The following is a 23,564-nucleotide window of genomic DNA, read 5'->3' as shown; positions in this document are numbered from 1 at the left end:
GGTGATCGCTCCGGACTACTCCCCCGCCCGCGCCCTCCTGCGCGCGGCCAAGCAGCACCCGGACCGCAGGTCGATCATCTGGCCGGGCCCGCAGGACCCCTGGACGGTCGGGCGCAGCGCCGACGTCGTTTCACGGACCGTCAGCGCCCTGCGCAATCTCGGCGTCGCCGAGGGCGATCGCGTCGTCTTCGCAGCGGCGAACAGCGCGTGGGTCTTCCTCGTCCACGTGGCCTGCGCATGGATCGGCGCGGTCACCGTGCCGGTTTCCGAGCGTCTTCCGCTCGACGTCATCGAGGGGATCATCGATTCGATTCGGCCGCGACTGGTCCTGAGCGATCCCGATTCGGCCCTGGCCGAGCGCAGGGGGATGCGGGTCCTCGACCTGGACGGCTTCGCTTCGCTCAGCCTCGCGTCCGCGCCCGCGCAGGATGACCCCCGGGCGCTGGGATCGGAGCCCGCGGCGATCGTCTACACCTCGGGTTCTGCGGGCAGGACTCGCGGTGTCGAGCTCTCGCACGCCCAATTGTGGTGGGGCTCGATGTGCTTCCGCGATGGTTTCGAATACGCGCCCTACGAGGAGGTCGTCGGCGTCTGCGCACCGGTGTCGCACATCGGCGGCTTCAACGGCACCTCCCTCGACGTCTTCAGTCACGGCGGCGCGATCCGCGTCTTCCCCGCTTTCGACCCCGTGGAGGTCTTGAGCTCCATCGAAGCTGATCGGATCACGATGATGTTCGTCGTCCCGGTCATGTGCCATCTGCTGCTCGATGCGAACGCCTCGCTCGGCGCGGACCTGTCGTCCTGGCACCGCCCCTTGGTGGGGGGCGATGCCATGGGGCCGGCGCTCGCCCGGCGCCTCCGCTCGGCCGGCTTGAGGCCCATCCACGTGTGGGGCATGACGGAGACGGCGGGTGCGGGCATGATGGCCTCCCCCGATTCGACGGCTCCCGCGGGCGCCCTCGGCGCGCCCTTCCCCTATGTCGATGCGCGCCTCGTCCTCGCCGATGGCACGCCCGCGAAGCCGGGCGAGATCGGGGAGATCGAAGTGCGGGGGCCGGGCGTGGCGACGAGCTTCATCTCGGCGGGCGAGCGCGGCCCGGCGCGCGTGCGTGACGGCTGGCTCGCCACCGGGGATTTGGCGACCTGCGACGAGGAGGGCTGGTACACCATCGTCGGTCGCGCCTCGCGGATGATCAACACCGGCGGCGAGCTCGTCGCCCCCGCGCGCCTGGAGGAGCTCATCCGGGGCTTGGACGGGGTCGACGACGTCATCGTCGTGGGCGTCCCCGATGAGCGCTGGGGCCAAGTCGTCTCGGCCCTGCTCGTCGACCGCTCCGGGCTCCGCTCGGGTTCGGCGCGCGCCACCGTGGCGGTCCTCGATCACCGCCTCGCGCCCTGGGAGCGGATCCGCAAGGCCTCCTGGGTCGAGGCTCTGCCCCAGCTGCCCAACGGCAAGCCGGATGCCCGGGCCGCAGAGCGGATGCTGACGGGGGCGGAGTAGCGCCGAATGTGGTGAACACCGCGCATGATCGCGCGAATGAATTCGGTAATCTTCTCGTGACGTAATTTCCGAGAAGGGGTCTTCCATGCACCGCATCGTCATCATCGGATCCGGCTTCGCCGGCCTCGCCGCAGCCAAGGGCCTCAAGCGCGCCGACGCCGAGATCACGGTCCTCGCGAGGACGGGCCATCACCTCTTCCAGCCGCTCCTCTACCAGGTGGCGACCGGGATCCTCTCCGAGGGCGACATCGCGCCGACGACGCGCGAGATCCTCAAGAGGCAGAAGAACGCGCGGGTGCTCCAGGCCCTCGTCGAGGACATCGACGTCGACAAGCGCATCGTCACCTGGCGCAATCACAACGAGGTCCGCGAAACCCCCTACGACACGCTCATCGTCGCCGCCGGTGCGGGTCAGTCCTACTTCGGAAACGACCACTACGCCGTCTTCGCGCCGGGGTTGAAGACCATCGACGACGCCCTCGAACTGAGGGCCCGCATCTTCGACTCCTTCGAGAAGGCCGAGATCGCCGAGGACCCGGACGAGATCGAGCGCCTGCTCACCTTCGTCGTCATCGGCGCCGGCCCGACCGGCGTCGAGATGGCCGGGCAGATCCGCGAACTCGCCTCGCACACCCTGGCGAACGAATTCCGCGCCATCGAACCGCGCACGGCGCGCGTCCTCCTCGTCGACGGCGCCGACCTGCCCCTGCCCGCCTTCGGCGAGAAGCTCGGCGACGTCACGCGACGCGAGCTCGAAAGGCTCGGCGTCGAGGTGCGCACGGGTGCCCTCGTCACCGGACTCGATCACGACACGGTCACGCTGCGCCACCGGGACGGCTCGAGCGAGACGATCCGCTCGAACTGCAAGGTGTGGGCAGCCGGAGTCCAGGCGAGCGAACTCGGCCGGGTGCTCGCCGAGCGCGCGGGCGCCGAGCTCGACCGGGCGGGCCGCGTCATCGTGGGCCCGGACCTCACCCTCCCGGAGCATCCGGAGATCTTCGTCCTCGGCGACATGATGTCCGTGCCGGGCGTGCCCGGCGTCGCGCAGGGCGCGATCCAGTCCGCCCGTTTCGCGGCGAAGACGATCCTCGCCCGCCTCAGCGGGGGCGGTGCGCCGGCGGAGTTCGCCTACCGCGACAAGGGCTCGATGGCGACGATCGCCCGCTTCAAGGCCGTCGTGAAGATCGGCCGATTCCGCCTCACCGGCTTCCTCGCCTGGGCGGCGTGGTGCTTCCTCCACCTGCTCTACATCGTCGGCTTCAAGTCGCAGATCGGCACGCTCGTCCACTGGTTCTTCAGCTTCGCCTCCGCAGCGCGCTCGCAGAGGACGACGACGAACCAGCAGCTCGTCGCCCGTCTCGCGCTCGAGCACCTGGGCGCGCACTCCTCCGGAAGGCTCGTCGCGGGCCAGGATCCGACCGGCCCCGCAGGCCGCCCCGGCGATTCCCGGCAGGAGTGAGTCGGGAGGACGTCTGCTTCTTCGTTCAGCGGAGCGAAAGACTTCCTCGGGAATCAGGGACCCCCTGGATTTGATAGCCTCAATGCCTCATTCGGACCAGAATCGATATAGATTTTCTATCGTCAGTTCACGCTCGGACGAAAGGCCAGCTCATGTCGTTGATCAACACGCGAATCAAGCCCTTCGAGACGGAGGCCTACCACAACGGCTCCTTCATCCACGTCTCCTCCGACGATCTCCAGGGCAAGTGGGGCATCGTCTTCTTCTACCCGGCGGACTTCACCTTCGTCTGCCCGACCGAGCTCGCCGACCTCGAGAAGGTCTACCCCGAGCTCCAGTCCCTCGGAGTCGAGGTCTACTCCGTCTCCCGCGACTCCCACTTCGTGCACAAGGCGTGGCACGAGACCTCGCCCGAGGTCGGCACCCTCACCTATCCGATGCTCGGCGACGTCAACGGCGTCATCACCGCGAACTTCGACACCATGAGGCCCGAGTCCGGGCTCGCCGACCGCTCCACCTTCCTCATCGATCCCGACGGGATCATCCAGTACATCGAGACCACGCCCGAGGGCGTCGGCCGCAACGCCGCCGAACTCGTCCGCAAGGTGAAGGCCGCCCAGTACGTGCGCTCCCACCCCGGTGAGGTCTGCCCCGCCAAGTGGGAGGAGGGCCAGGAGACCCTCAAGCCCTCCTTCGACCTCGTGGGGAAGATCTGAGGACCGCTCGATGCTCGACACCGCAGCGCTCTCCCAGCTCTCCGAGTACCTCACCCTGATCCGGGAGCCGATCGAACTCGCAGCATCACTCGACGACTCGACTCATTCGCGGCGCGTGCGCGAACTCCTCGAGGAGATCGCATCGCTCAGCGACATGATCACCCTCGTCGAAGAAGCCGATGCGCGCACCCCGTCCTTTGTGATCCGGCGCATCGGAAGCGACATCGGGGTCCGTTTCGCGGGCCTGCCGATGGGCCACGAGTTCGCCTCCCTCGTCCTGGCCCTCATCCAAGTCGGCGGACATCCGCCGAAGCTCGACGAGGACCTCATCGAGGCGATCCGCGACCTCGACGGGGGCGAATTCGTCACCTACATGTCCCTGACCTGCCAGAACTGCCCGACGGTCGTCCAGGCGCTCAACACCATGAGCGTCATCAACCCGAAGATCCGGCACACCGCAGTCGAAGGGGGCGCCTTCGAAGCGGAGGTCGCAGAACTCGGCATCACGGCCGTCCCCGCGGTCTACAAGGACTCGGAAGTCTTCGCCCACGGGCGCATGGAGATCGGGGACATCCTCGACAAGCTCGACCCCTCCTCAGCCCAGACCCGTTCGAAGGCCCTCGACTCCCTCGAGCCCTTCGACGTCCTCATCGTCGGCGCCGGACCGGCCGGCGCCACTGCGGCGATCTACGCGGCCCGCAAGGCCCTGCGCACGGGGATCATCGCGGAGCGATTCGGCGGCCAGATCCTCGACACCGCCTCGATTGAGAATTTCAGCTCGATCCCGCGCACCGAGGGCCCCGCCCTCGCCTCCTCCCTGGAGGAGCACGTGCGCTCCTACGAGGTCGAGATCATGACGGGGCACCGCGTCAGCGCACTCGCCGCCCCCTCCGAGGCGGATCCCCTCTTCACCCTCACGGCGGACGGGGCGCGCCTGCGCTCGCGCAGCGTCATCCTCGCCACGGGGGCGAGCTACCGCCTCATGGGAGTGCCCGGGGAGCAGGAGTACCGCAACAAGGGCGTGACCTTCTGCCCGCACTGCGACGGCCCCCTCTTCTCCGGGCGGGAGGTCGCCGTCATCGGCGGGGGCAATTCCGGGATCGAGGCCGCCATCGACTTGGCCGCCATCGCCTCCCGGGTCACCGTCGTCGAGTTCCTCGATGAGCTCAAGGCGGACGCGGTCCTCGTCAAGACGCTGAACTCCCTGCCGAACGTCACCGTGCGCACCGGCGTGCGCGTGCTCAGCGTCCTCGGCGACGGGAAGGCGGTCACCGCGCTCGAGGTCGAGAACCGTTCGGAGGGGACTCGCGAGGAGATCCCCGTTGCGGGCGTCTTCGTCCAGATCGGCCTCGTGCCGAACACCGGATGGCTCGAAGCCCCCGCGCTCACCAACTCCCGCGGTGAGATCCTCGTCGATCCGCGCGGAGCGACCGCTGTTCCCGGCCTCTTCGCCGCCGGCGACTGCGCGACGACCCCCTACAAGCAGATCCTCACCGCGCTGGGATCGGGGGCCACGGCCGCCCTGACGGCATTCGACCACCTCATGCGGGAGGGGGCCGCCGCTCCCGCTACCATCGACGCATGAACCTGAGGAGTCTCGAATACCTCGTGGCGGTGGCCGAAGGGCGCAGTTTCCGCGCCGCGGCCACCGCCTGCGGCGTCTCGCAGCCGACCCTGTCGGTGCAGATCCGGCGCCTGGAGGACGAACTCGGGGTCGACCTCGTCGACCGCTGCGCTTCCCCGATCGGACTGACCCCGATCGGCCGCGATATCGCCGAGCGTGCCCGCACGGCGATCGAGTGCGCCGCCCAGATCGAGCAGATCGCGCGCGAGGCCAAGGGGAGCGCCTCGCCCCTGCGCATCGGGGTCTTCCCGACGCTCGGCCCCTATCTCATCCCCCGGATCCTCCCCCGCTTCAAGGACGAGCGCCCCGATCTGCGCCCCCTCTTCGTCGAGGAGAAGACCCCCCGCCTCATCGACATGCTCGACGCGGGCGAAATCGACGGCGCGCTCGTCGCCTCGGACCTGCCCGTTCCCCCCTTCGAGGAGCGCCCCCTCTTCCGGGAGGAATTCGTCCTCGCACTCCCGCAGACCGACCCCCTCGCCCAGGCCCCCGCGGTCACCGCGCGAGACCTCGCCGACCGCCGAGTCCTGCTCCTTACCGAGGGGCACTGCCTCGGAGAGCAGATCGAGCGCTGGGCCCTCGCCGAAGGCGTCCCCGTCCTCGACGACTACCGGGCCACCAGCCTCGAAACCCTCCGCCACGCCGTGGCGCTCGAGCAGGGGATCGCCCTCCTGCCGGCCCTGTCCGTCATCGATCCCGTTCCGCGCTTCCCCGGAATCGCCCTCAAGCGCCTGGGCCCGGATGCGCCGCACAGGGACGTCCGGCTCGTGTGGAGAACGACCTCGCCGAGGGGACGCCGACTCGCCGGGCTGAGCGCCTCGCTGATACCGTCCACCGATCCCTCCCTCCTCCTCGACGCAGGGGAGGCGTCCAACGCCATATCGCCGCTGCGCGAAGAGGAGTCGGCGCCCGCGGGGGCGCCGACTCCGGGATGTGGGCCCGGCCGGGTTCGAACCGACGACTTCTGCGGTGTAAACGCAGCGCTCTGACCAGCTGAGCTACAGGCCCCGCGCCCGCGCCGACATCGTGAGCGGGACCGTCCCATTATGGAGGACGGCGTCCCGATCCGCCGAATCAGCGACTCCGGGGGCGGGCGGTCAGACGAATGCCCGCCCAATCGGATCCGACCGACGCCGCGGAGGTCGAATGCAGTCCCGCGGTCTTGGCCGCATCCTCCACATCCGCGACGGCGACCGTTCCGGGCCGCCCGGGTTTGGGGAGGAAGACCCAGATCAGGCCCCCGTCATCAAGATTGGTCAAGGCGTCGACGAGGAGATCCGCAAGATCCTCCTCCTCCGCGTCATCCGCGCGCCACCACACGACGGCGCCGTCCACCACGTCCCCGTAATCGGGATCGACGAGCTCAGAGCCGGTCTCCTCCTCGATGAGCGAGCGAAGGCCCTGATCGGCGTCATCGTCGACGTAGAACTCCTGCACGATCTGTCCCGGTGCGAATCCGAGGCTCACCGCCACGACGAACAACCACCCTTCGGGAAGAGCGCCTGGCGCGCTGCTGTTTCAAACACGCGCTCATCGTAGAGCACTCCCGGCGCTCCTCGACGATTTCGGGACGGACGCGCGCGAACTCCCCGGTCCGAGGGCGTCGTCTCAAGACGCGTAACCGCCGAATGAGGCATGAATCATGGGTCTGAGGTCCCATATTCGCTCGCATATGCACAGGGTTCGGGGGACAATGGTGGGGTGCGCACGCAGCAGTGCGCGAGAGCCGAAATACCCGGAAGAAGAGGCAATCCGTGAGTCACGCGAGTGAGAACCACCCGGTCGTCAACGGCCTGCTCAGCCAGGTCCCCGACAACGATCCGGCAGAGACCTCAGAATGGATCGAGTCCCTCGAAGGGCTCATCGACGACAAGGGCGGGCCCCGTGCCCGATACATCCTGCTCCACATGCTCGCCCAGGCCCGGCGCCAGGGCGTGCAGATGCCGCAGGAGTACACCACCCCCTACGTCAATACGATCCCGGTCGAGCAGGAGCCCTACTTCCCCGGCGATGAGGCGATGGAGCGCCAGTACCGCCGCTGGATCCGCTGGAACGCCGCCGTTCAGGTGACCCGCGCGCAGCGCCCCGGAGTCAAGGTCGGCGGGCACATCTCCTCCTACGCCTCCGTCGCGACGCTGTACGAGGTCGGCCTCAATCACTTCTTCCGCGGCAAGGACCACCCCGGCGGCGGCGACCACGTCTTCTTCCAGGGGCACGCCTCCCCGGGCCCCTACGCGCGCGCCTTCCTCGAGGGCCGCCTGACCGAGGAGCAGATGGACGGCTTCCGTCAGCAGGCCTCCACGCCGAACGGCCTCCCCTCCTACCCCCACCCGCGCCAGCTCCCCGAGTTCTGGGAGTACCCGACCGTCTCCCTCGGCCTGGGGCCCGCCGAAGCGATCTACCAGGCGTGGTTCGACCGCTACATCCACCTGCGCGGCATCAAGGACACCTCCCAGCAGCACACCTGGGCCTTCATCGGCGACGGAGAGATGGACGAGCCCGAATCGCGCGGCATGCTCCAGCTCGCCGCCCAGCAGGGCCTCGACAACCTCACCTTCGTCGTCAACTGCAACCTCCAGCGCCTCGACGGCCCGGTCCGCGGCAACGGCAAGATCATCCAGGAGCTCGAGGCCTTCTTCAAGGGGGCGGGCTGGAACGTCATCAAGGTGATCTGGGGCCGCGGCTGGGACCAGCTGCTCGCCTCGGACAAGGATGACGCCCTCGTCCATCTCATGAACGACACCCTCGACGGCGACTACCAGACTTTCAAGGCGAACGACGGGGCCTACGTGCGCGAGCACTTCTTCGGCCGCGATCCCCGCACGAAGGCGATGGTCCAGAACTGGACCGACGATCAGATCTGGGCCCTCCAGCGCGGCGGCCACGACTACCGCAAGGTGTACGCGGCCTACAAGGCGGCGATGGAGCACACCGGCCAGCCGACCGTCATCCTCGCCCACACGATCAAGGGCTACGCCCTCGGCACCCACTTCGCCGGCCGCAATGCGACGCACCAGATGAAGAAGCTCACCCTCGAGGACGCCAAGCAGCTGCGCGACCGCCTGCAGATCCCGATCACGGACGAGCAGCTCGAAGCGAATCCCTACCTGCCTCCCTACTACCGTCCGGCCGAGGACGACCCGGCTCTCCTCTACATGAAGGAGCGCCGCGAGAAGCTTGGCGGGTGGGTCCCCGAGCGCCGCGCCGACCGCAACCCGGTCCTCCCGCCGCTGCCCTCCAAGCCCTTCGAATCGCTCTCCAAGGGCTCCGGATCGCTCGAAGTCGCATCGACCATGGCGCTCGTGCGCCTCCTCAAGGACCTTCTCAAGGACAAGACCGTCGGCAAGTACTTCGTGCCGATCATCCCCGATGAGGCGCGCACCTTCGGCCTGGACGCGATCTTCCCCTCGGCGAAGATCTTCAACACCCACGGCCAGAACTACACGGCCGTCGACGCCGACATGATGCTCTCCTACAAGGAGTCCGAGCAGGGCCACGTGCTCCACACGGGCATCACCGAGGCCGGATCCGCCGCCGCCTTCCAGGTCGCGGGCACCGCCTACGCGACCCACGATCTGCCGATGGTGCCGATCTACATCTTCTACTCGATGTTCGGCTTCCAGCGCACCGGCGACCAGTTCTGGGCGGCCGCCGACCAGCTGGCCAGGGGCTTCGTCATCGGCGCGACCGCAGGGCGCACCACGCTGGCCGGCGAGGGGCTCCAGCACATGGACGGCAACTCCCAGGTCCTCGCATCGACGAACCGGGCCTTCGTCTCCTACGATCCGGCCTACGCCTACGAGATCCGCTACATCGTCGAGGACGGCCTCAAGCGGATGTACGGCAACGACGGCCGCGATCCCAACGTCATGTACTACCTCACCGTCTACAACGAGCCGATCCATCAGCCCGCCGAGCCGGAGGGCCTCGACGTCGAAGGCGTCAAGCGCGGCATCTACAAGCTCGACGACCATCAGGGCTTCGGCGGCCCCAAGGCCCAGCTCCTCGCTTCGGGCGTGGGCGTGCCGTGGGCGCGCGAAGCCCGCAGGCTCCTCGCCGAGGATTGGGGCGTCGACGCCGCCGTGTGGTCGGTGACCTCGTGGAACGAGCTGCGCCGCGACGGCCTCGAAGCCGACGAGCACAACTTCCTCCACCCCGAGGAAGCGCCGCGCACCGCCTTCCTCACGAGCCAGCTGTCCGGAGCCGAGGGCCCCTTCCTCGCGACCTCGGACTTCGATTCGCTCACCCAGGACATGATCCGGCCGTGGATCCCCGGCGAGTACCGCGTGCTCGGAGCCGACGGCTTCGGCATCTCGGACACCCGACGCGCCGCCCGCCGTTATTTCCACATCGACGCCGAGTCCCTCGCGGTCCGCACGCTCCAGGCCCTCGCCGACCAGGGGCGGATCGACCGCGCGCTCGTCGCCCAGGCGATCGCCAAGTACGAGCTCTTCAACAACGCCGTCGACGCGGCTGCCCGCCCCGGCGCGCAATGAGACTTGCCGCCGCATAGAACGGTGCCCTCGTCCTCAAGGACGAGGGCACCGTCATTTCAAGCGCGGCGCATCATCGGCGCGCATTCCTCGCGGCGCGATAGGGCAGGACTCCCCCGGCCTCGAGATAGCAGGAGGGGCAGAGCGACTCGTAGGCGACCTCGACGCCGTCGATCGCCACCTGCGCGCCGTCGAAGACGAAGCGCTCGCCGACCTTGCGCCCGTTGAACATGGCCTTGCGCCCGCAGCGGCAGATGGTCTTGAGTTCCTCCAAGGAGTGGGCCACTTCGAGGAGCCGACGGGACCCCGGGAAGGAATGCGTGCGGAAGTCGGTCCTGATCCCGTAGGCGAGAACCGGGATGGAAGCGCGCACCGCCAGTTCGAGAAGGTCATCGACCTGGGACTCCTCGAGGAACTGAGCCTCATCGACGAGGAGGCAGGCGACCGGCTCATCGCGGGCGGCGCCCTCCTCGGCGATCCCGCTCACGAGGGCGTAGAGGTCGACCTCCGGCTCGACGAGCAGATCCACCTCTCGGGCGACCCCCAGGCGAGAGACGATCGTGCGGTCCCCCTTGGTGTCGATGAGCGGTTTGGCCAGGAGGACGCGCTGGCCGCGCTCCTCGTAGTTGTACGCCGCTTGGAGCAGGGCCGTCGACTTGCCCGAGTTCATCGCCCCGTACCGGTAATAGAGTTTCGCCACGAGGGTTCCTTTCTGCCCCCTCGATCCTAGCGGGACGAGGGCATCAGGTGAGGACGAGCCGGAGCGCGACCGCGGGCATGACGAGGACGACGAGGTCCTCGTCTCCGCCTTCGCCGCTCACCCCTCCTGCTCCTCCACGATCTCGACGACCGAGGGATCAGCGCCGGAGTAGTAGCGGGCATCGCGGTACTTGGGCCGCAGGAGGTTCTCGACGGAGAGCAGTTCGTCGAGAGTCGCCTCGTCGAGCAGGCCCATCTCCAGAACGACCTCGCGGACGTTCCGTCCGCTCCTGGCGCACTCGCGGCCGACGAGGTCCCCGTTCGCATGGCCGATCACCTCATTGAGGTAGGTGACGATGCCGATCGAATCGAGCACATTGTTCCGGCAGACGTCCTCGTTCGCCTCGATCCCGATGATGCAGAATTCGCGCAGGGTCCTCATCGAGTTGGTGAGCAGGTTGATCGATTCGAAGAGCGACAGCGCGATCACCGGCTCCATGACATTGAGCTGGAGCTGTCCGGCCTCGGCCGCGAAGGTGAGGGCGACGTCGTTGCCCATGACCTTGAAGCAGACCTGGTTGACGACCTCGGGGATGACCGGGTTCACCTTCGCGGGCATGATCGACGAGCCCGCGGCGCGCTCGGGCAGGCGGATCTCACCGAGCCCCGCCCTCGGTCCCGAGGAGAGGAGGCGCAGATCATTGCAGATCTTCGACAGTTTGACGGCGAGGCGCTTGATCGCGGCGTGCATGGAGACGTAGGCGCCGGTGTCGCTCGTCGCCTCGAGCAGATTCTCCGCGCCGCGGATGTCCAGGCCCGTGATCGCCCTGAGATGGCGGACCACGGTCTCCTGATAGCCCTCGGGGGTGTTGAGCCCCGTGCCGATCGCCGTCGCCCCGAGGTTGACCTCCAGGAGGAGGGCGGAGTTGTTCCGCAGCCTCGGGATCTCCTCCCCCAGGAGGACGCCGAAGGCCTCGAACTCCTTGCCGAGGCTCATGGGGACCGCGTCCTGGAGCTGGGTGCGCCCCATCTTCAAGACGTTCGCGAACTGGCGCCCCTTGGAGTCGAGTGAATCGATGAGGCGCGCGAGCTCGGCGATGAGCCCTTCGACCTTCTCGTGGAGCCCGAGGCGGAAGCCGCTCGGATAGGCGTCATTGGTCGATTGCGACTTGTTGACGTGATCGTTCGGGTTGACGTGCGAGTAGCGCCCCTTGGCAAAGCCGAGGTGCTCGAGCGCGAGGTTCGCGACGACCTCGTTCGTGTTCATATTGACGCTCGTGCCCGCACCGCCTTGGAAGGCGTCGATCGGGAACTGATCGAGACAGCGGCCGTCCTCGAGGATCTGATCGCACGCCCAGATGATCGCCTCTGCGATCTGAGCCGGGAGGATGCCGTGCTCGAGGTTCGCGAGCGCGCTGGCCTTCTTGACCGTCACCATGCCTCGGATGAATGCGGGCTCATCACCGATCGTCAGGCCGGAGATCCTGTAGTTCTCGATCGCCCTGAGCGTATGGATCCCCCAGTACGCCTCGAGCGGGACCTCACGGGTTCCCAAGAGGTCCTCTTCCGTCCGAAAGGCTCGTCCCACGTCAACTCCTCGTACACAGCGCTTGCGGCCTTCGATTCGCGGCCGCACAACGATCATGCACGCATGAGGGACGAAAGTCCGCCCCTTGTCAAAAATTCAGCAAGTTCTGAACGGGAGTCGATGGATCTTTGACCTCGTCATGACCTATCGGCCGTCCTCACCCGCGAAGAGAGCCCCCCAGCGCTCACGCGCCACGAAGCCGGTGACCGCGAGCGGGATCTTCGCCGGACATGCCAGGGCGCACTCGCCGTACCCGGAGCACGGGCCGAAGATCTCAAGGGCCCGCGCCATGGCCCGCGCCCGCTCCCGGCGCTGCTTCGCAGGAACGGGGGCGAGGGCGAGGGAGGCGAGACGGGCGCCCGCGTACAGGGCCGCCGATCCATTGGGGCAGGCGGCCACGCATGAGCCGCAGCCGATGCACGCGCCCAAGTCGAGCGCCCTCTCCGCGGCATCGCGGGCAACCGGCACGGCGTCGGCATCGGGGCTCCTGCCTGTCGTCGCCGCAGAGGCCCCCGCCTCCCCCTGGAGGAGATCGAGGGCGCAACGATCGACGACGAGGTCCTTGACCACGGGCATCACGGCGGAGCGGAAGGGCTCGATCGTCACGGTCCCGCCCTCGCGCCGAGTCCCGATCCGCTGATGGCAGGCGGGCAGATTGTCCCCGCTCCCGTTGGGCCGGCCGTCGACGAGCAGACCGCAGGCGCCGCACACGCCTTCACGGCAGTCCGAGTCGAAGGCGACCGGGGCGAGCCCCTGCTCCGACAGCCGCTCATTGAGCGCATCGAGGAGTTCGAGAACCGACATCTTCGCATCGGCGCCCTCCAGGACGTGCTCCTCGAAGAATCCCGCCCGATCGCTCGAGGGCTGTCGCCAGACCCGGATCGTGAGTTTCATCGGTAGTCCCTCGTTCCCGGTTCGACAAGGCGGTAGCGGAGCTCCTCGCGGCGGTGAACGAAGTTCGGACTCCCCGAATCCCATGCGGAGCTGTGCCATGCCGACACGCACATCCACTGCTCATCATCGCGTCGGGCCTCGCCATCGGGCGAGACGTGCTCGGCTCGGAAGTGCGCGCCGCAGGACTCCTCGCGGTTGAGGGCGTCGATGCATGCGAGCTCCCCCAGTTCGAGATAGTCGCCGATCCTCATCGCCTCGACGAGATCCGGGTTGAACTCCCCCGCTTGACCGGTGACGCGCGCCTCCTCGTCGAATGCCGCCCGCAGGGAGCGGATCCTCCGCGCACCCGTCGAGGTGGATTCGGCCGTCCTCGTCACGCCGCAGGCCTCGTACATGATCGCGCCCAGCTCGCGGTGGAAGCGCTTCACGGGCGTCGAGCCCGGGTTCGACAAGAGCGCGTCGATGCGCGACTCGACGCGCTCCAGGGCAGTCCGGCACGTCGCGTCCTCCCTGTCGATCAGGGGCTCGTCGAGGCGCGGGGCGAGATAGTCCGCGACGACGTGCGGAATGGTGAAGGACCCGTCGGCGCAGGCGGCGAGCAGGGAATTCGCGCCCAGGCGGTTCGCCCCGTGATAGGCCGCGTTCGCCTCCCCGGCGACGAAGAGGCCGGGGATCGTCGATTGGAGGCGGTAGTCCACCCAGAGGCCGCCCATCGTGAAATGCGCGCCCGGAGCGATCCGCATCGGCCGCGTGTAGGGGTCCTCGCCCGTGGCGTCGCGGTACATCGTGAAGAGGTTCGCGTACTTGCCGGCGATCGCTTCGCGCCCCTGGGCGGCGAGGGCGTCGGCGAAGTCGAGGTAGACGGAGTTCCTCCCCGGCCCGACCCCGCGGCCCGCGCGGATCTCGGCGGTCGCCGCCCGCGAAGCGATGTCGCGGGGCGTGAGGTTGCCGAATGCCGGGTACCTGCGCTCGAGGTAGTAGTCGCGTTCGGCCTCGGGGATGTCCCCGGGCGGGCGCGGATCCTGCGGATCCCTCGGCACCCAGATGCGCCCGTCGTTGCGCAGGGACTCCGACATGAGAGTCGTCTTCGCCTGCCAGTCGGAAGAGACCGGCAGCGCCGTCGGGTGGAATTGGATGAAGGAGGGGGAGGCGAATGCGGCGCCGGCGCGATGCGCCCGCCAGGCGGCGGTCGCATTCGAGTTCTTCGCGAGCGTCGAATGGAAGTAGAGATTCCCGTAGCCCCCGCTGGCCAGAACGACGGCGTGGGCTCTGAGGAGGAGATGCTCCCCTGTGACGAGGTCGCGGGCGACCACTCCTGCGGCCCTGCCCTCGCAGACCACGAGCTCGAGCATCTCCGTGCGCGTCCTCAGGACGATCCGGCCCGCCCTGGCTTCGCGCACGAGTGCGGACGCCGCGGCGATCTCGAGCTGGAGGCCCGTCTGGCCCCGCGAGTAGAAGGTGCGGGAGACCTGGACGCCCCCGAAGGAGCGCGTCGCCAGGGATCCGCCGTACTCCCTGGCGAAGGGGACTCCGAGTGCCGCCATGTAGTCGATGACCCGGGCCGACTGCTCTGCGAGTCGGAACACCTCCGACTCGCGGGCGCGGAAGTCCCCGCCTTTGAGTGTGTCCTTGACGAATCGGGTCAGGGAGTCCCCGTCGACGCCCCCGCCCCGGACCGCGTTGATGCCGCCCTGAGCCGCGACCGAGTGGGCGCGCCGGGGCGAATCGTGAACGGTGATGACCTCGACCCGGTATCCGAGTTCGGCGAGGGCGACGGCCGCGCCCGCTCCGGCGAGGCCGGTGCCGACGACGAGCACCGTGAAACGCCTGCGATTCGAGGGCCCGACGAGCCGGGCTCCGGCGACGAAGTCGGACCACATGTCCCGGGGGGAGGCGTCCGGCTCCCCGGGGTCGAGCGCTTCGCCCTCGATGATCGGCGCTCCCCGGGATCGCCGAGCATCCTCGGGGGACGAAGGGGTCGTCGCGCGCGGGACCGGGGGTTCCGTCGCGCGCGGGAGCGGCGCAAGGATCGTCATGCCGGACCCCCTGTCATGAGTGAGAGGATCACGATCGCTCCGTCGCCGAGGAGGATCATCGCCGCCACGAGGGCGCCCGCGATCCGCCAGCGGGCGAAGGAGTCCCGGGAGACGGCGCCCAGGTCCTTGGCGGCCAGCCCGATGCCGTGGAGGAGATGCGCTGCGAGGGCGAGCAGGCTCAGCGCGTAGAAGGCGGCCATCGCCGGGCGGGCGAGCGAGGCGATGACATTGGCCGCTGCGTGGAACTGCGGATCGGGCGGGGCGAATGCCTCGGATTGCACGATGCGGCCGAGGGTGAGGTCGAGCAGGTGAACGGCGACGAAGGCGAGGAGGATGAGGCCGCTGGGCAGCATGAGGGCGGCGAGAAGGCCGGTGGGCCCTTTGCGCCGCACGCCCCGGGTCCGCGTCGCCGCAGCGCGCGCCTTGAGGACGAGGGCGGACCATGCATGCGCGATCAGGCATGAGGCGAGCAGGATGCGGGCGATCCAGAGGGCGCCTTCTCGCGGCAGGAGGGGGACGAGGAGGTCCCGGAGCCAGGCGGCGTAGGCGTCCATGGATCCGGGATCGATGAGCAGCTTGAGGTTCCCGAGCATGTGGACGAAGACGAAGGCGGCCATCACGAGTCCGCTGAGCGCGAGGATGCTGCGCAGCACCCAGGAGGGCGGACGGCGTTCGGGCGCTTGCAGCTCGGCGAAAGCTCTCGGCATATGTGACGCACCTCCCACTCCAAGAGTAGGAGGCGCGCATCGCCGTATCCAGGATTCGCGATCCGGGGAGCGCTACTCCCCCGCTGCAAGCCTCGCAGTATCGTCCAGGATCGAGCCCAAAGTCCCCCACGAGTCGACGAGCTCGTCGGGAAGGACCAGCGACAGGTCGTGCTCGATCCTCGCGACGATGGCGTACAGCCCCAGATCGTCGAGGTCCAAGTCCCCCCTGAGGGTCAGATCCGCCCGGGCTTCGTCCGGATCCAGGCCGGTCTCCTCGAGAACGGCCGCCATGGCGGCCTCGCGCGCCAGATCCGCCTTCGACGCGGCGGGCGCCCCCCGAGGGGCCTCGTCATCGGGGGCGGCATCGGGCTCGGGCAGGAGCGAGTACCCGAGCAGCTCCGCGATCGAGCCCATCAGCCGACCCGGTTGTTCAGCCAGCGGACGGGCGCGCCGGCGCCCGCATGGCGGAAGGGCTCGAGTTCATCGTCCCACGCCTGACCGAGGGCCAGATCGAGGCCCTCCTGCAACTCCTCAAGAGTGCTCGCGCGTTCGAGGGCGGCGCGGATGCGGTCCTCGGGCACCACGATGTTCCCCGCGGAATCCATCTGCGAGTGGAAGATCCCGAGGGCGGGAGTGTGCGACCAGCGACCGCCGTCGGTGGAGGCCGTCGCCTCCTCCGTCACCTCGTAACGCAGGTGCTCCCATCCGCGCAGCGCCGATGCCAGGCGCGCGCCCGAGCCGCTCGGGCCCACCCAGGAGAATTCGGAGCGCACGAGGCCCTGAGCGGCCTCCTGGTTCGTCCACTGGAGATGGACCTCTTGCCCCAGGGCCGCGCCGACCGCCCACTCGATGTGCGGGCACAATGCGGGCGGAGTCGAGTGCACGAAAAGTACACCGCGGGTGTATGTCCCTCTCAAAGTGACCTCCGGTTGTCGTTGAGGAGCGTCTTCCCCTACGTCCTCCACAACCCGTCGCTTCGAATCACGGCGTCGGCTCCACTATAGACCTTCGGCCGCGCCATCCGGGGACGGCGCGGCCGAAGGATCGGGATCGCGGCTCAGAAATTCGAATTGCGGATGTCGCGCAGCGCCTTCTTCCGGGTCTTCCGGTCCAGGCGATCGATGTAGATCATGCCGTTGAGGTGATCGGTCTCGTGCTGGAGGCAGCGGGCCATGAGCTCCTCGCCCTCGACCGTGATCGGCTTCCCGTCCAGATCGATGCCCTCGACTCTGGCGTACCAGGCGCGCTGAGTCGGGTACCAGAGATCGGGAACCGAAAGGCAGCCCTCGTCACCGTCCTGGTACTCGTCCTCGGACAGGGCGACGATCCTCGGATTGAGGACGTAGCCGATCTCGCCGTCGATGTTGTAGGAGAAGGCCCTTAAGCCCACGCCGATCTGGTTCGCGGCGAGGCCCGCCCGCCCCTCCATGTCGACGTTCTCGAGCAGATCCTCGACGAGGGACTTGACCGACTGATCGATCTCCCGGATCTCCTCGCAGGGCGTGCGCAGCACCGGATCGCCGATCACGCGGATCTCGCGGTGAGTCATCGCCGACCTCCCATCAGACGCTCATGCGCCGCGCGGACCGCATCAAGGGCTCCGGCGAGCGGCACCTCCGCGCGTTCTCCTGAGGCGCGTTCACGCAGCTCGACCACGCCCGAGGCCAATCCGCGACCGACGACCAGGGCGAGGGGCATGCCGATGAGCTCCGCATCCGCGAACTTCACGCCCGCGGAAACCTTCCGCCGATCGTCGAAGATGACATCGAGGCCCGAGGCGTCGAGCCGCTCGGCGAGCTCGCGCGCCGTGTTGAAGACCTCGTCGTCCTTGCCGGTGGCGAGCACATGAACGTCGAAGGGGGCGATCCGCGCCGGCCAGGCCAGGCCCGCATCGTCGTGATTCGACTCCGCAAGAGCCGCGAGCACGCGGGAGACGCCGATCCCGTAGGAGCCCATCGTGACGACGCGCGACTTGCCGTTCTCATCGAGGACGTTGAGCCCCAGGGCCTGGGAGTACTTGCGTCCGAGGGCGAAGATGTGTCCGATTTCGATGCCGCGCTCCAGGTGGAGCGGCCCCGATCCGTCGGGCGCCTCATCGCCCTCGCGGACCTCGGCGGCCTCGATCGTGCCGTCGACCCCGAAGTCGCGGCCCATCACGAGGTCGAGGACGTGGTGACGGTCGAGGTTCGCACCGGTCACCCAACTCGTTCCCTCGACGATGCGCGGGTCGACGAGGTAACGGACCGAGCCGCTCGCCGCCCCGTTCTCATCGACGGTGCGGGCCGGGGAGTTCGGGCCGATCGCCTGCGGACCGATGTAGCCGCGGACGAGTTCGGGATGCGCCTCGAAGTCCTCATCGACGGCCATGTCGACCTCTGCGGGGGCGACCGCGGCCTCGAGGCGCTTCATGTCCACCTCCCGATCGCCGGGGACGCCCACGACGAGCAGCTCGGCGCTGCCGTCCGGGTGCGTGAGGCGCACGACGACGTTCTTCAGCGTGTCCGCCGCGGTCCACGCCCTCCCGTCCTCGCGCGGGTACTCGGAATTGAGGAGGTCGACCAGGGACTCGATCGTCGGGGCGTCGGGGGTCGGGACGACCCTCGCCGGGCCGACGCCCGAGGCGTCCACGGGGGCGGGCGCAGGAGTGGTCACGGCCTCGGCGTTCGCCGCGTATCCGCCCGGCGAACGGACGAAGGTGTCCTCGCCGATGGGGCTCGGATGGAGGAACTCCTCCGATCGGGAGCCGCCCATCGCACCCGACATCGCCGAGACGATGACGTATTCGAGGCCGAGACGGGTGAAGATCCGCTCGTAGGTCTCGCGCTCGGCCAGGTAGGAGGCCTCCAGACCCTCATCGTCGATGTCGAAGGAGTAGGCGTCCTTCATGACGAAGTCGCGGCCGCGGATCAGGCCGGCACGAGGACGGGCCTCGTCGCGGTGCTTCGTCTGGATCTGGTACAGGGTCGTCGGCAGATCCTTGTAGGAGGAGTACAGGTCCTTGACGAGAAGGGTGAACATCTCCTCATGGGTCGGGGCGAGGAGGTAGTCGCCGCCCTTGCGGTCCACGACCTTGAAGAGGGTCGGACCGTACTCCTCCCAGCGATTCGTCGCCTTGTAGGGATCCGCGGGCAGGAGGGCCGGGAAGAGCACCTCCTGGGCGCCCATCCGATCCATCTCCTCGCGCACGACGTCCTCGATCTTGCGCAGGACGCGAAGGCCCAGCGGCAGCCAGGTGTAGATGCCGGGCGCCGTGCGGCGCACGTAGCCCGCTCTCACGAGCAGCTTGTGGGAATCGACCTCGGCATCGGCCGGATCTTCACGCAGTGTTCGCAGGAAGTAAGTAGACAGAGTTCTCAGCACCGCTCCAGATTAGTCCACCGGGCCGAAGCACTGCGACTCCGCCCGCCCGCGGCGCACTACGCGGCCCGCGAGGTCTCGAGGAGGCGTCGGCCGACGCGCGCATCCAGTTCCTCCTGAGCGCGCTCAGGGTGCTTGAGGTAGTACCGCTTCGCCCTCCACCCGGGATAGCAGTAGCCGGGAAGCTCCTGATCGAGCAAGGCGAGCACGCCGAGGACCAGGATCGCGCCGAAGAGCAGGGCCACGAGGACGGCTGCGGGCATCGGATCATGGCCCGATGCGATGCGCACGGTCATCCCCCCGACGCCGATCCAGGCGAATCCGACCATGGGCATCGCGGGCCAGATCACCGCCTGCACCTTCGGAATCGCGGCGGTCGACGACCAGGGGTAGAGCCGTTCCAGGGCGATGCGGCGCATGGAACGGGTCAGGCCGAGCCAGATCCAGCCCCAGGCGACGAGGATCGCGATGCCCGTACCGACGAGCATCGCAATCGCGCCCCAATGCGCCATCGCGCACCTCCTTCGGCTGTCGCCCGCTCACCGATGCGCGGGACCCGGCCCAGTCTACTCGGCGCGCGGGACGGGCGAGCCGACGCCGATCAGGCGCAGGCGGCCGAGCGGATGTCGCAGAGCATGCGCATCGTCGACACCGACTCGAGGGCCAGGATCGCGAGGAGGAACCCGTCGGGGGCGTCGTCCCTTGAGGCATGACGCTCCCGCAGGTGGAGGAGCGTACGCCCATTGGGCAGGGGCAGGAGGGCGAAGACGCAGGTGCCCGAGAGCTCATCCTCGTCGCCGAGACCCGGAGCGGGCACCCGCAAGATGAGGCAGGAGTTCTCCTCCCGAGCCACGACCCGCGCCTCATCGCCCTCGTACGCGGCCTCCACGACGCGCCACACCGCTTCGGCCGGTGCATCGATGCGGATGCCCCGATCCACGACGACGCCCGGGGAGGGCACGAGCAGATCGCCGGGAAGCGAGACGGACGCCTCTGAGGCGGTCAGGCCGATCCGTTTCGGGAATCCGGTGGCCCAGGCGCCCAAGGCGGCCCCGGCGAGCCCGAGGGCGAGGGCGTGTCGCTTCTTCATCTTGTCTCCTTAGCTCGTACGGGCTTCGATTCAGCGGATCACGGGAAGGACTTCGACCGAGCCCTCTCCCTCTTCCAACCCCATCTCCTCGGCGAGGGCGTTCGCCATTCGGATGAGGGTCTCGACGATCCGATCCTCGGGAACCGTCTCGACGACCTCGCCGCGGATGAAGATCTGCCCCTTGCCGTTGCCCGAGGCGACGCCGAGATCCGCTTCACGGGCCTCGCCCGGACCGTTCACGACGCATCCCATGACGGCGACGCGAAGCGGAACCTTGAGGTCCTTGAGCCCCTCGGTCACCTCTTCCGCGAGGGTCCACACATCCACCTGGGCGCGGCCGCACGAGGGGCACGAGACGATCTCGAGCGTCCGCTCGCGCAGGCCCATGCACTCGAGGAGCTTCGTGCCGACTTTGATCTCTTCGACCGGCGGCGCGGACAGGGAGACGCGGATCGTGTCCCCGATCCCCTCGGAGAGCAGGACCGAGAAGGCCGAAACGGACTTGATCGTCCCCTGGAAGGCGGGACCGGCCTCGGTGACGCCGAGGTGCAGGGGCCAATCGCCCTTCTCCGACAGCATGCGGTAGGCCTCGATCATCGTGAGGACGTCGTGATGCTTGACGGAGATCTTGAAGTCGTGGAAGTCGTTCTCCTCGAAGAGGGAGGCCTCCCACACGGCCGACTCGACGAGCGCCTCCGGAGTGGCCCTGCCGTGCTTCTTGAGCAGACGCGGGTCGAGCGAGCCGGCGTTCACGCCGATGCGCAGGGAGACCCCCGCGTCCGAGGCCGCCTTGCAGATCTCCTTCACCTGATCGTCGAATTTGCGGATGTTGCCCGGATTCACGCGCACGGCCCCGCAGCCCGCATCGATCGCGGCGAAGACGTACTTGGGATTGAAGTGGATGTCGGCGATGACGGGGATCCGCGACTGCTTCGCGATGATCGGCAGCGCCTCGGCGTCCTTGTCCGTCGGGCAGGCGACGCGGACGATGTCGCATCCGGCGGCGGTGAGCTCGGCGATCTGCTGAAGGGTGGCGCCGATGTCATGCGTCTTCGTCGTCGTCATCGACTGGACGGAAACGGGAGCGCCTCCGCCGACGGGCACCGAACCCACCGAGATCCGGCGGGTCCTCCTACGCGGGAACGGCGTGGGCTTGACGTGGGGCATCCCCAGGGAAATCTCAGTCACCCGGACATTATCGCGCATTCGATCATGAAGGGACGGCCCCGGGAGCGGAGCGGGAGGGTGATGCGGCCCTCACCTCGGTGAACGTTCACTTAGAATGGGGGCGCAGCCGACTCGAAGGAGAGAAATGGAAAACCGCCCGCTCGGATCGACCGGAAGAGACGTCTCGGTCATCGGTCTCGGCACGTGGCAACTCGGAGCGGACTGGGGCGAGGTGACGGCCGATGAGGCCGGGCGCGTCATCGCCTCCTCGCTCGAGTCCGGCGTGACCTTCCTCGACACCGCCGATGTCTACGGCGACGGCCGCTCGGAGTCGATCATCCGAGGCGCATTGGAGGATCTCGGGGAGGCGCGCCCCTTCGTCGCGACCAAGATGGGACGCCGCGTGCCCCAAGCGCCCGAGAACTACACGCCCGAGGCGATGCTCGAGTGGAACGACCGCTCGCGCCGCCTCCTCGGCGTCGACACCCTGGACCTCGTCCAACTCCACTGCCCTCCCACCGAGGTCCTCGCCTCGCCCCGCACCTGGGACGCGCTGAAGCGCATGCGGGACGAAGGGAGGATCGCGGCCTTCGGCGCTTCGGTCGAGACCTGCGAGCAGGCCCTCATCGCGATGGACCACGGCGCCTCCACCATTCAGATCATCTGCAACGTGTTCCGCCGAAAGCCGCTCGATGAAGTCCTGCCCCGCGCCCTCGAGCAGGGCGTCGGCGTCATCGTGCGCGTCCCCCTCGCCTCCGGGCTCCTTTCCGGCAAGTACACGCGCGAAACGCGCTTCGACGCCAAGGACCATCGCAGCTACAACCGGGACGGCTCCGCCTTCGACGTGGGCGAGACTTTCGCGGGCGTCCCCTTCGAGGTCGGAGTCGAGGCGGCCCGGGAGTTCGCCGCCCTTTGCGCCGAGTTCGGGCCCGAAGGCGCCACCCCCGCTCAGGTCGCCCTCAAGTGGCTCATCGAGCGTCCGGGGATCACGACTGTCATCCCCGGGGCACGCTCGCGCGAACAGGCCATCGCCAACGCCTCAGCCGCCCGCCTCCCACGGCTCGCCCCCGCATTGAACGGGGCCCTCGAGGCCCTGTACGAGGAGCGGATCCGCGCTCACGTGCACGACCGCTGGTGAGCGCGGGGCGGGCCCCCTTCAAGGCCCGCCCCGCCCCTCAGCGCAGAGCGTGAGAGGCGATCCAGGCGATCAGGGCGGCCTCGTCCTCGTCGGTGGTCGCCCACGAGACGACGACGCGCACGCACAGGCACGAATCGCCGACCGGCTCCCACTCGTACACCCCGAACTCCTCGATGAGCTCGCGCGCGAGCCCGAGGGGGAGCACGGGGAAGATCTGGTTGGTCGGCGAGGCGATGAGCATGTCGAAGCCTGCCTCGGCGAAGGCCCGCGACAGGCGCGCCGCCCGCTCATTCGCAGTCCTCGTGATCGAGGTGTAGAGGCCGTCGCGGAACATCGTGAGGAACTGAACGCCGAGGAGCCAGCCCTTCGCGAGAAGCGCCCCGTGCGCCTTGATGAGCGTCCGCATCGAACCCGCATGGGCCGCATCCGGGATGACGAGCGCTTCACCGAAGAGCATCCCGCACTTCGTTCCGCCGATCGTGAAGGCGTCGGTCAGCCGGGACAGGTCGGCGAGTGAGACGTCGTTCGCCTCAGATGCCAGGCCGTAGCCCATGCGCGCCCCGTCGACGTACAGGCCGACGCCGAAGGAGCGGCACACGGACGACAGGGCCTCGAGCTGCTCGAGCGAGTAGAGCGTCCCCAGTTCCGTCGGCTGCGAGATGTAGACGAGCCCCGGCTCCGTCATATGCTCCCGCAGCTGCGAATCCCTCCATCCGCGTAGGTAGTCCTCCAAGACCGCGGCGTCCATCCTCCCCTCGTCGGCCGGCAGGGTGACGAGACGATGCCCGAGGTGCTCGACGGCACCGGCCTCATGCGTCGCGATATGACCGGATTCGACGCACACGACCGACTGCCAGGGGCGCACCGCGAAGTCGACGTAGAGGGCATTCACCTGCGTGCCGCCATGGACGAGGTGCACCGCTCCCCCGGGTGCGGCGCACGCCTCGAGGATGAGTTCCGACGCCCGGGCCGTGAGCCCATCGCACCCGTAGCCGTCGAAGGCGCGCGCCCCCAGGGAGGCGAGGTCTTCGAGGATCCGCGGGTGGGCGGAACGCGAGTAATCGTTCGTGAAGGGATGAGCGATGGTCACGGCCG

The 23,564-nt window shown here is 68.5% G+C and carries 20 protein-coding genes, 1 tRNA gene and 1 pseudogene; 7 read left to right on the top strand and 15 right to left on the bottom strand.

The window, feature by feature from the left end:
• Window position 1 precedes the first annotated feature (1 nt).
• The 5 genes and pseudogenes from ACQY7V_RS08235 to ACQY7V_RS08215 form a co-directional block, all read left to right on the top strand.
• Complete coding sequence (locus ACQY7V_RS08235) at window positions 2-1,501, top strand: class I adenylate-forming enzyme family protein (protein ID WP_320836368.1); 1,500 nt, start codon at window positions 2-4, stop codon at window positions 1,499-1,501.
• Window positions 1,502-1,586: 85 nt separating this feature from the next.
• Window positions 1,587-2,960 carry an NAD(P)/FAD-dependent oxidoreductase gene (locus ACQY7V_RS08230; protein WP_154477458.1) on the top strand — a complete coding sequence of 458 codons (1,374 nt, stop codon included), beginning with the start codon at window positions 1,587-1,589 and terminating at the stop codon, window positions 2,958-2,960.
• A gap of 152 nt (window positions 2,961-3,112) precedes the next feature.
• Complete coding sequence (gene ahpC / locus ACQY7V_RS08225) at window positions 3,113-3,676, top strand: alkyl hydroperoxide reductase subunit C (RefSeq protein WP_154477456.1); 564 nt, start codon at window positions 3,113-3,115, stop codon at window positions 3,674-3,676.
• A 10-nt stretch (window positions 3,677-3,686) separates the two neighbouring features.
• On the top strand, window positions 3,687-5,261 hold the full coding sequence (gene ahpF, locus ACQY7V_RS08220) for an alkyl hydroperoxide reductase subunit F (RefSeq protein ID WP_428639747.1): 1,575 nt from the start codon (window positions 3,687-3,689) through the stop codon (window positions 5,259-5,261).
• A pseudogene (locus ACQY7V_RS08215) lies at window positions 5,258-6,046 on the top strand (LysR substrate-binding domain-containing protein); the annotation flags it as partial. The gene ahpF and the pseudogene ACQY7V_RS08215, both read left to right, overlap by 4 nt.
• 188 nt (window positions 6,047-6,234) lie before the next feature.
• On the opposite strand, the gene ACQY7V_RS08210 reads toward ACQY7V_RS08215, so the two are convergent.
• Both ACQY7V_RS08210 and ACQY7V_RS08205 read right to left on the bottom strand, forming a co-directional pair.
• Window positions 6,235-6,308, bottom strand: a tRNA-Val gene (locus ACQY7V_RS08210).
• Window positions 6,309-6,374: 66 nt separating this feature from the next.
• Entirely contained in the window at window positions 6,375-6,773 is a 399-nt protein-coding gene (locus ACQY7V_RS08205) for a DUF3052 domain-containing protein (RefSeq protein WP_320836364.1), read from the bottom strand.
• A gap of 281 nt (window positions 6,774-7,054) precedes the next feature.
• On the opposite strand from ACQY7V_RS08205, the gene aceE reads away from it, so the two are divergent.
• The gene (gene aceE, locus ACQY7V_RS08200) at window positions 7,055-9,796 is read left to right on the top strand and encodes a pyruvate dehydrogenase (acetyl-transferring), homodimeric type (protein WP_320836363.1); all 2,742 of its coding nucleotides are present in this window, start codon (window positions 7,055-7,057) and stop codon (window positions 9,794-9,796) included.
• Window positions 9,797-9,866: 70 nt separating this feature from the next.
• On the opposite strand, the gene ACQY7V_RS08195 is transcribed toward aceE, so the two are convergent.
• From ACQY7V_RS08195 to ispG, 12 genes are all read right to left on the bottom strand, one after another.
• Entirely contained in the window at window positions 9,867-10,493 is a 627-nt protein-coding gene (locus ACQY7V_RS08195) for a thymidine kinase (protein ID WP_303772207.1), read from the bottom strand.
• A 117-nt stretch (window positions 10,494-10,610) separates the two neighbouring features.
• Window positions 10,611-12,080 carry an aspartate ammonia-lyase gene (gene aspA, locus ACQY7V_RS08190; RefSeq protein ID WP_303772206.1) on the bottom strand — a complete coding sequence of 490 codons (1,470 nt, stop codon included), beginning with the start codon at window positions 12,078-12,080 and terminating at the stop codon, window positions 10,611-10,613.
• Between the two features lie 144 nt (window positions 12,081-12,224).
• Entirely contained in the window at window positions 12,225-12,974 is a 750-nt protein-coding gene (locus ACQY7V_RS08185) for a succinate dehydrogenase/fumarate reductase iron-sulfur subunit (RefSeq protein WP_428639744.1), read from the bottom strand.
• Window positions 12,971-14,854 carry a fumarate reductase/succinate dehydrogenase flavoprotein subunit gene (locus ACQY7V_RS08180; protein WP_428639781.1) on the bottom strand — a complete coding sequence of 628 codons (1,884 nt, stop codon included), beginning with the start codon at window positions 14,852-14,854 and terminating at the stop codon, window positions 12,971-12,973. Before ACQY7V_RS08180 ends, ACQY7V_RS08185 begins: the two co-directional genes overlap by 4 nt.
• A gap of 152 nt (window positions 14,855-15,006) precedes the next feature.
• Complete coding sequence (locus tag ACQY7V_RS08175) at window positions 15,007-15,717, bottom strand: succinate dehydrogenase (RefSeq protein ID WP_428639742.1); 711 nt, start codon at window positions 15,715-15,717, stop codon at window positions 15,007-15,009.
• Window positions 15,718-15,789: 72 nt separating this feature from the next.
• Entirely contained in the window at window positions 15,790-16,131 is a 342-nt protein-coding gene (locus ACQY7V_RS08170) for a phosphopantetheine-binding protein (protein WP_303773579.1), read from the bottom strand.
• Window positions 16,131-16,634 carry a DUF3145 domain-containing protein gene (locus ACQY7V_RS08165; protein WP_303777785.1) on the bottom strand — a complete coding sequence of 168 codons (504 nt, stop codon included), beginning with the start codon at window positions 16,632-16,634 and terminating at the stop codon, window positions 16,131-16,133. Before ACQY7V_RS08165 ends, ACQY7V_RS08170 begins: the two co-directional genes overlap by 1 nt.
• A 140-nt stretch (window positions 16,635-16,774) precedes the next feature.
• Window positions 16,775-17,266 carry a peptide deformylase gene (gene def / locus ACQY7V_RS08160; RefSeq protein WP_154477438.1) on the bottom strand — a complete coding sequence of 164 codons (492 nt, stop codon included), beginning with the start codon at window positions 17,264-17,266 and terminating at the stop codon, window positions 16,775-16,777.
• Window positions 17,263-19,077 carry a proline--tRNA ligase gene (locus ACQY7V_RS08155; protein WP_428639738.1) on the bottom strand — a complete coding sequence of 605 codons (1,815 nt, stop codon included), beginning with the start codon at window positions 19,075-19,077 and terminating at the stop codon, window positions 17,263-17,265. Before ACQY7V_RS08155 ends, def begins: the two co-directional genes overlap by 4 nt.
• 56 nt (window positions 19,078-19,133) lie before the next feature.
• Window positions 19,134-19,586, bottom strand: a complete 453-nt coding sequence (locus ACQY7V_RS08150; RefSeq protein WP_154477436.1) for a hypothetical protein — start codon at window positions 19,584-19,586, stop codon at window positions 19,134-19,136.
• An 89-nt stretch (window positions 19,587-19,675) separates the two neighbouring features.
• Window positions 19,676-20,164, bottom strand: a complete 489-nt coding sequence (locus tag ACQY7V_RS08145) for a hypothetical protein (protein WP_154477434.1) — start codon at window positions 20,162-20,164, stop codon at window positions 19,676-19,678.
• Window positions 20,165-20,194: 30 nt separating this feature from the next.
• Window positions 20,195-21,370: a flavodoxin-dependent (E)-4-hydroxy-3-methylbut-2-enyl-diphosphate synthase gene (gene ispG / locus ACQY7V_RS08140; RefSeq protein ID WP_154477432.1), complete on the bottom strand. Its 1,176-nt coding sequence runs from the start codon at window positions 21,368-21,370 to the stop codon at window positions 20,195-20,197.
• Between the two features lie 106 nt (window positions 21,371-21,476).
• Here ispG and ACQY7V_RS08135 point away from each other — a divergent pair, with 106 nt between their 5' ends.
• A complete protein-coding gene (locus ACQY7V_RS08135; RefSeq protein WP_428639735.1) occupies window positions 21,477-22,469 on the top strand; it encodes an aldo/keto reductase in 993 nt (330 codons plus the stop codon).
• A 37-nt stretch (window positions 22,470-22,506) separates the two neighbouring features.
• Here ACQY7V_RS08135 and ACQY7V_RS08130 read toward each other — a convergent pair whose 3' ends face one another.
• Window positions 22,507-23,559 (bottom strand): threonine aldolase family protein, encoded by a 1,053-nt coding sequence (locus ACQY7V_RS08130; protein ID WP_428639733.1) that lies wholly within the window; start codon window positions 23,557-23,559, stop codon window positions 22,507-22,509.
• Window positions 23,560-23,564 lie beyond the last annotated feature (5 nt).

Origin of the sequence: Schaalia sp. (genome assembly GCF_050312375.1) — a bacterium.
Taxonomy (GTDB): domain Bacteria; phylum Actinomycetota; class Actinomycetes; order Actinomycetales; family Actinomycetaceae; genus Pauljensenia; species Pauljensenia hyovaginalis.
The sequence above is the reverse complement of the archived record's forward strand: the minus strand, read 5'-3'. Positions and strand labels throughout refer to the sequence as shown.